Annotated in this window: 1 pseudogene; it reads left to right on the forward strand. The window is 67.3% G+C overall.

Annotated elements, in window-relative coordinates:
- Nucleotides 1-25 precede the first annotated feature (25 nt).
- Nucleotides 26-999 (forward strand): annotated as a pseudogene (locus ACFWN1_RS33470) (IS5 family transposase).
- Nucleotides 1,000-1,023: the final 24 nt, after the last annotated feature.

A 1,023-nucleotide genomic window follows, 5' to 3' on the forward strand; every position in this document is an offset into this window, starting at 1 on the left:
GGGACCCCTGGGGTAGAACGGTGAGGTGTCTCGACCTCAACTTTCGGATGCCGAGTGGGAGTTCATCTCTCCGTTTCTGCCGGTCGGTGCGTACGGGCCGTACCCCGAGAACCTTCGGGCGCACTTCGAGGGGGTCGTGTGGCGGTTCAGGAACGGTGCGAAATGGCGGGAGTTGCCCGAACGATTCGGACACTGGTCCACCGTTTACGGCCGGTTTCGCCAGTGGCGGGACGCAGGGGTCTTCACTGCGGTGTTCCAGGGGGCGATCGCCGAGGCGGCCGAGCGAGGTCTCGTGGACCTGTCGCTGGTCAGCGTGGACTCGACCACGGTGCGGGCTCATCATGACGCCGCGGGGATGATCGTGGAGCCCGGGATCCTGGAGGCGTTGGAGAAGGCCGCCGCCGAAAAAGGGGCACCGGCGAGGAACAAGACGGACGGCAGGATGCGGAACGGGAACGACGGCGACGCCTCGGGCGTCGCCGCAGGGCCCGGCTCGCCGCCGCCCACCTGGGGCGCTCCCGCGGCGGACTGACCACCAAGACACACCTGTCCTGCGTGCCGCAGTGCCTGCCCCTCTCGTTCGAGATCACCGCGGGGCAGGCGGGAGACAGTCCGCAGTTCATCCCCGTCCTGAACGCGATCCGTGTCCCCGGGCCGGTCGGCCGGCCCCGCACCCGGCCCGGGGCCGTCGCGGGCGACAAGGCGTACTCCTCCCGCAAGAACCGCTCCTACCTGCGCAGGCGTGGGATCAAAGCAGTCATCCCCGAGAAGAGGGACCAGGCCGCCCACCGCAAGAACCGCGGCTCACGCGGCGGACGACCCGTCACCTGGGACAAGGAGCTGTACAAACTCCGCAACAGCGTCGAACGCACCATCAACAAGATCAAGGACTGGCGCGGCCTCGCCGTCCGCTACGACAAAAAACCTGAGAGCTACCAGGCCGGACTCGAATTATGCGCCAGCCTCCTCTGGATCCGACACCTCGAATCACAGCCTTGATCACAACTCCACACAGGCCCTAGG

Origin of the sequence: Streptomyces sp. NPDC058459, assembly GCF_042721685.1 — a bacterium.
GTDB lineage: Bacteria > Actinomycetota > Actinomycetes > Streptomycetales > Streptomycetaceae > Streptomyces.